The organism is Streptomyces bobili (genome assembly GCF_002154575.1).
Classification (GTDB): Bacteria; Actinomycetota; Actinomycetes; order Streptomycetales; family Streptomycetaceae; genus Streptomyces; species Streptomyces bobili.
This window is the reverse complement of sequence record NZ_MUBA01000573.1, coordinates 1-6,131: the sequence shown is the minus strand read 5'-3', so window position 1 is coordinate 6,131 and position 6,131 is coordinate 1. Positions and strand designations below refer to the sequence as shown.

5 protein-coding genes and 1 pseudogene are annotated in these 6,131 nt (G+C 68.6%); 4 read left to right on the top strand and 2 right to left on the bottom strand.

The genetic code is table 11. From position 1 onward, the window contains the following. Positions 1–509: 509 nt before the first annotated feature. On the bottom strand, positions 510–743 hold the full coding sequence (locus BZL64_RS33825; RefSeq protein WP_244205653.1) for a helix-turn-helix transcriptional regulator: 234 nt from the start codon (positions 741–743) through the stop codon (positions 510–512). Positions 744–1,351: 608 nt separating this feature from the next. Between BZL64_RS33825 and BZL64_RS33820 the strand changes: the two genes are divergently transcribed. Continuing rightward, complete coding sequence (locus BZL64_RS33820; RefSeq protein ID WP_086772913.1) at positions 1,352–2,686, top strand: tyrosine-type recombinase/integrase; 1,335 nt, start codon at positions 1,352–1,354, stop codon at positions 2,684–2,686. A gap of 67 nt (positions 2,687–2,753) precedes the next feature. Here BZL64_RS33820 and BZL64_RS33815 read toward each other — a convergent pair whose 3' ends face one another. Further along, positions 2,754–3,398: a hypothetical protein gene (locus BZL64_RS33815; RefSeq protein ID WP_190047026.1), complete on the bottom strand. Its 645-nt coding sequence runs from the start codon at positions 3,396–3,398 to the stop codon at positions 2,754–2,756. 324 nt (positions 3,399–3,722) lie between these two features. Between BZL64_RS33815 and hemL the strand changes: the two genes are divergently transcribed. The 3 genes and pseudogenes from hemL to BZL64_RS33795 form a co-directional block, all read left to right on the top strand. Further along, complete coding sequence (gene hemL / locus BZL64_RS33805; protein WP_086772911.1) at positions 3,723–5,039, top strand: glutamate-1-semialdehyde 2,1-aminomutase; 1,317 nt, start codon at positions 3,723–3,725, stop codon at positions 5,037–5,039. Positions 5,040–5,077: 38 nt separating this feature from the next. Further along, a complete protein-coding gene (locus tag BZL64_RS33800) occupies positions 5,078–5,725 on the top strand; it encodes a histidine phosphatase family protein (protein WP_086772914.1) in 648 nt (215 codons plus the stop codon). A gap of 114 nt (positions 5,726–5,839) precedes the next feature. Next, positions 5,840–6,131: pseudogene (locus tag BZL64_RS33795) on the top strand (hypothetical protein); the annotation flags it as partial.

Genomic DNA, 6,131 nt, shown 5'->3' with positions numbered 1-6,131 from the left:
GGACCGTGATCACGGTCCCCGTTGCGGTCGCCTGGTGGAACTGTCGCCTCTTGGGGACCGGTCCCCGATTCCACGCCACTGGCCTGCGGGTTTGCGTCGGATGTTGATACGGAGACCGGGACGTGTGGGGACCGAGTACCGGACAGGTCGCGGGGACGGTCCCCGATAGCGGCATCGGCAGACGGCCGGGGACCGTCCCCGTGCGCTTGCGCATCCGCCGGGTGTTCGACGTTCCTCGGCGCAGGGGACGGTGTGTCCGCCGAATCCCGGCGGCGCCAGGGGATGCCGTCGCCGGGGACGGCGGGAGTGGGCCATGCGGTGGGGGAGGTGTTCGTGGTGCTGGGGGACGTAGAGTCCTCCATAGGCGTTCCTCTCCGATGAGGGGCAGGACGGGCAAGTCCAGCCCCTCATCAGTTCGTTCGTTCAGGGATGGGCGATCGGCAGGGGAGTCTGTGGCCCTCGGCGTTGGCGCGCCGGGGGCCGCTTCGTTGTCCGCGTCAGACGCGAGATCAGGCCGTGAGGTCGTACGACGTCTGGGAGTCCAGCCACGTGTCCACCTCCCGCCAGCGGTAGCGCAGGTGACGGCCGACCTTGTGGACGCTGGGGCCGGTGCCCCGGTACTTCCACTGGTAGAGCGTCTTCACCGGCACCCCGAGGTACGCGGCCACGTCGGTGGGGGTGGCGAGCTGGTCACGCTCGACGGTGGCGAGACGTGGCAAGTGGTTCGGCAATGAGGTCTCCATTTCGGGTTCAGGTTGTTGGATGGGTGGTGTGGCCAAGGTGGCTATTCCACCCAGAGGAAGGCCCAGAGTTGTTTCCGATTCTCTGGTCTACTTCTCCGGCGTGGCCGGGGAAGAGCAAAACAGTAAGGGCCGATCCCCGGTTGCCGAAATCGCTCCTACGGCAGTCGAAATTTACTGCGACCACGTGACTGGCGGAAGTGCCGGAATCCGGTACCTCTACAGCTCAGAGGTGTGACCTGGAGGTCGGGAGGGGCGCAGTCAGCCCACCGGGCACCCTGACTGATAGACGCCTAAATCGCCCATCTTGTTGATGCCGGGGGAAGGTAGCACGGTCGCCCATCCGGAAAGGGCTGTGGTGTACCGGAATTCGATGAGACGAACACCACTTCGCCCGGGAAACAACTTGTGGAGAGTTTAAGAACTAACTCTTGCCACGGCGCCTGGGTGCAAGTTACAGATATCTGTCATGACAACCCGACTTGTAGAAATAGGCCCCGTCGGCCTCCACGCCGCCCACGGCGTCTCGCTCCCAACCCTGCTGCCCTTGCGGGCGGTTCATGCCGTCTCCCAGCCCCCCGAGTGCATCCAGGGGGCCCTTCTTGGCTGACGTGTACGACCGCTGGCACAAGTCCCACCCCAAGCCCACCGAAGCCGAGTGTGGCGACCACAAGAGCCGTACGAAGCGGATGGTCCCCACCGCCGACCACGGCATCGGCAAGCGCTGGCAGGTCCGCTACCGCGACCTGGACGGGCAACAGCGCAAGGAGAACTTCGACACGAAGGCTGCAGCCGACAACCGCGCCGCCGAGGTCGACGTCGAAATCCGGCGTGGCTCCTACGTCGTCCCGGCCGAGACGAAGCAGACGCTCGGGGCCTACGCGCAGAAGTGGCTCGACGCGAACTCCGTCGGCCCGACGACCGCGCTCCGCTACGAGGCGACCGTCCGCAACCACATCGTCGAGCACCTCGGCCGACGCGAGCTGCGGTCCCTCAACCAACCCTCGATCATTCAGGGTTGGATCCGCACACTCCAGGACAGCGGCCTGGAGGTGTCCACGATCGAGGGCATCTTCGACATCCTCTCCAGCATCCTCGGCGCGGCCGTGGAGGACGGGTTGCTGCCGAAGAACCCTTGCAAGGCGAAGTCGGTCAAGCTGCCGACGGCGACCAAGAAGAAGATCATCCCTTGGTCGCTGGAGCGGGTCCGCGCGGTCATCGCCGGACTCCCGAAGCGCTTCCAGGCCGGCGGCAAGCTCGCCTTCGGCTGCGGCCTTCGCCAGGGCGAGGTGTTCGGCTTCGCAGTCGACGACATCGACTTCAAGGGCGGCTGGATCCACGTCAACCGCCAGGTGCGGCTGGTCGGTACGAAGCCTGTCTTCGCCCTGCCCAAGGGCAACAAGATCCGGTCAGTGCCCCTGCCGGACCAACTCGCCGCAGCCATCAAGGCTCACATGAAGGAGTTCCCGCCGCCCGCCGTCACCCTGCCCTGGGCCAAGCCGGACGGCGAACCGAAGACCTTCCGTCTCCTCTTCGTCGACGCGAAGGCGCGGGCGTACAACCGAAGCGTCTTCAACATGGGCGACTGGAAGCGAGCCCTGGCCACCGCCGGCGTGATCCCTCCCCGAGAGCGCGGCGCGCGTTACCTCAAGGCGGCGCCGGACGACGGCATGCACGCCCTCCGGCATGCCTACGCCTCCGTACTCCTGGACGCGGGGGAGAGCATCAAGGCGCTCTCCGAGTACCTCGGCCACTCGGACCCGGGCTTCACGTTGCGGACGTACACGCACCTGCTGCCGTCCAGCGAGACCCGCACCCGCAAGGCGATCGACGACGCCTTCACGGAAGCCGAGGCGGAAGACAACGGCGACGATTCGCCCGCCGACCAGGGCACATCAGTGCCCCCAGCAAAATCAATGTGCCCTCAATGTGCCCTGGCCGCCTGACGGCCCTTCTCCGGCACTGAAAAGGGCGAGGCCCGAAGACCTCGCCCGCTACCAACGAAACCCCAGGTCACGGCCACACAAGGCAATACGGCTGATGCCCCGCCTCGTGCAGCCGATGGCTGAAGTCCTGCCACTCGTGCAGCAACTGGTACACGTTGAACGCGTCCCGCGGCCCGCCCCGGTCCGGGACCGTCGACCAGATGAAGGCTGCCGCGCCGACCGCTTCCTCGCCGATGTCGCGCAGGGGGTCGACGACCGTCATGGGGAGTTTCACCACCGCGTAGTCGGGGTGGAGGACGACGAGTTCCAGCGGGGGCACCTTGTGCAGGGGGACGCCCTCGATGCCGGTGAGGACCATCGCGGCCATCGTCTCCGGCTTGATCTTGGTGAACATGCCGTTCATGCCGAGTTCGTCGCCGCCGAGCTCCTCGGGGCGCATCGAGATCGGGACCCGGGCCGCGGTCGCGCCGTCCGGTGCGCCGAAGTACTTGTACGTCACCCCCACCCGACCACCGTTCCCGCTCCCCGCCCGCAGCCGGTCGACCGTACGGTCGAGCCGCTCGGACTCACTCGGTACACCAGGGGCACCAGGGACGCCCTGTGTCTGACGTGCTTCGTTGGCTTCCTCCGCGTCGCGCCGGTGCTTTCCCCGCCGGGCACGTCGAGGACCCATGCCGTCGGTCCCCTCGCCCAGTCCGCCACCGCGATGCATATCTCCACCCGACTGCTTTTCTAGGACGCGCGGACCCCGCCGCGCAACCCGATCATCGTGTCAGTGACCTCCCCCACGGCCGCACGCCGAAACGTACGCTGAAACACCTGTCCGCAGGATCTTCGCAGCCCCTCGACTCGCTGTCGGTGTGAGCTACGTCTATCAGACTCAGTCCGTTTCAGTTTCGCAGATGAAGAACGCTCCGTGACCGGCCTGCCGGGCCGGGCGGGCACGGCACGGGCCCCGCTGTCCTCGGGCGCCCCTGGCCTACCCTGATGAGGTCACTGGCAACCGGAGTCCGAGAAGTCGGAGAAGTCGCAGGTCATGAGCGAACTGCCCTATTCATACGAAGCGTCTGCCTCACAGGCGCTGTTCGACCGTGCGGCCGTCGTCACGCCGGGCGGCGTGAACTCCCCGGTGCGCGCCTTCCGCGCCGTCGGCGGCACGCCCCGGTTCATGGTGTCCGGCACCGGCCCGTACCTGACGGACGCGGACGGCCGGGAGTACGTCGACCTCGTCTGTTCCTGGGGCCCCATGATCCTCGGGCACTCGCACCCCGAGGTGATCGCCGCCGTCCAGGACGCCGTCTCGCGCGGTACGTCCTTCGGGACGCCCGGTGAGGGCGAGGTCACGCTCGCCGAGGAGATCGTCGCGCGGGTCGAGCCCGTCGAGCAGGTCCGGCTGGTGTCCAGCGGGACCGAGGCCACGATGTCCGCGATCCGGCTCGCCCGCGGGTTCACCCGGCGCTCCAAGGTGATCAAGTTCGCCGGCTGCTACCACGGCCACGTCGACTCGCTGCTCGCCGCGGCCGGGTCCGGCGTCGCCACCTTCGCCCTGCCCGACACGCCCGGCGTCACGGGCGCCCAGGCCGGCGACACGATCGTCCTGCCGTACAACGACCTGGAGGCCGTGCAGGAGGCCTTCCACCGGCACCCCGGTGAGATCGCCTGCGTCATCACCGAGGCCTCGCCGGGCAACATGGGCGTCGTACCGCCGCTGCCCGGCTTCAACCAGGGACTCAAGGACGCCTGCCAGAACAACGGCGCCCTCTATATCTCCGACGAGGTCATGACCGGGTTCCGGACCAGCCGCGCGGGCTGGTTCGGGATCGACGGGGTCAGGCCCGACCTGATGACCTTCGGCAAGGTCATGGGCGGCGGCTTCCCGGCCGCGGCGTTCGGCGGCCGGGCCGACGTGATGGCGCACCTCGCGCCCGCCGGGCCCGTCTACCAGGCCGGCACCCTCTCCGGGAACCCGGTCGCCACCGCCGCCGGTCTCGCCCAGCTCCGGCTCCTCGACGACGCCGCGTACGCGAAGATCAACGCCGTCTCCGAGCAGATCCAGGCGCTGGTGTCGGACGCCCTGTCCAAGGAGGGCGTCGCGCACACGCTGCAGAGCGCCTCCAACATGTTCTCCGTCTTCTTCACGGACCGCCCCGTCCGCAACTACGAGGACGCCAAGGCGCAGGAGTCGTACCGCTTCACCGCCTTCTTCCACTCGCTGCTGGCGAACGGCGTGTACCTGCCGCCCTCGTCGTACGAGTCCTGGTTCGTGTCCACGGCCCACGACGAACGGGCCGTCCAGCGCATCGCCGACGCCCTTCCGGCGGCGGCCCGAGCGGCTGCGGAGGCCACCGCGTGAGCACCGACAACAGCAAGGACCTGACCGTCGTCCACCTGATGCGGCACGGCGAGGTCGCCAACCCGGACGGCATCCTCTACGGCCGTCTCGCCGGCTACCACCTCTCCGACCTGGGCCGGCGGATGGCCGACCGGGTCGCCGAGCACCTCGCCTCCCGTGACGTGACGTACGTCTGCGCCTCCCCGCTGGAGCGGGCGCAGGAGACGGCGACCCCGATCGCGAAGGCGCACGGGCTCGACATCGCCACCGACGCGCGGCTCATCGAGGCCGGCAACGTGTTCCAGGGCAAGACCTTCGGCGTCGGTGACGGGGCGCTGCGCCGGCCCGGGAACTGGCGGCACATCTACAACCCGTTCAAGCCGTCCTGGGGTGAGGCGTACGTCGATCAGGTGGTGCGCATGATGGGTGCGCTGGACGCGGCGAAGGACAAGGCGCGCGGCCATGAGGCGGTGCTCGTCAGTCACCAGCTGCCGATCTGGATCGTGCGGTCCTACGTCGAGCGGCGGCGGCTGTGGCACGACCCGCGCAAGCGGCAGTGCACGCTCGCCTCGCTGACGTCGTTCACGTACCAGGGCGACACGATCGTCTCCGTGGGCTACTCCGAGCCCGCCCGTGACCTGGTCCCGCCGCACCTGCTGGCCGGCGCCAAGCCGGTGCAGGGGAAGGGCAAGGCCTTCGGGGCCTGAGCCGGGACCCACGTCCCACCCCTGTTACGTAATACGTACAAATGATCGGAACCTCCCCGTTCGACGCGTCCTCTGAGTGGGTGACCAACAGAGCACGCGACGAACGGGGATGCCATGCGCACTCTCACCCGCAGGGGAGCACTCGGACTGGGCGCGGGGGCCGCGGCAGCCGCCGGACTCGTGGGCTGCGGCACCTTCACCGGGTCGGACGACCCGAGCCCCGGGCGCGGTTCCGGCGGGGCGGGTTCGCCCTCCCCGAAGCCCACGGCCACCGCCACCGCACGGCCGATCGGTGACGGCTCCACCTCCTTCACCGGCAAGCAGCCGCACCAGCCGGGCAAGCCCGTGCCGCTGGAGCCCGGTCAGGAGCCGCCCCAGTTCGTCGTCTTCTCGTGGGACGGCGCGG

Excerpts from the sequence above, each read along its gene's own strand:
- BZL64_RS33800 (WP_086772914.1), top strand. The coding sequence starts at position 5,078 with ATGCGGCACGGCGAGGTCGCCAACCCGGACGGCATCCTCTACGGCCGT.
- BZL64_RS33825 (WP_244205653.1), bottom strand. The coding sequence starts at position 743 with ATGGAGACCTCATTGCCGAACCACTTGCCACGTCTCGCCACCGTCGAG.
- hemL (WP_086772911.1), top strand. The coding sequence starts at position 3,723 with ATGAGCGAACTGCCCTATTCATACGAAGCGTCTGCCTCACAGGCGCTG.
- BZL64_RS33815 (WP_190047026.1), bottom strand. The coding sequence starts at position 3,398 with ATGCATCGCGGTGGCGGACTGGGCGAGGGGACCGACGGCATGGGTCCT.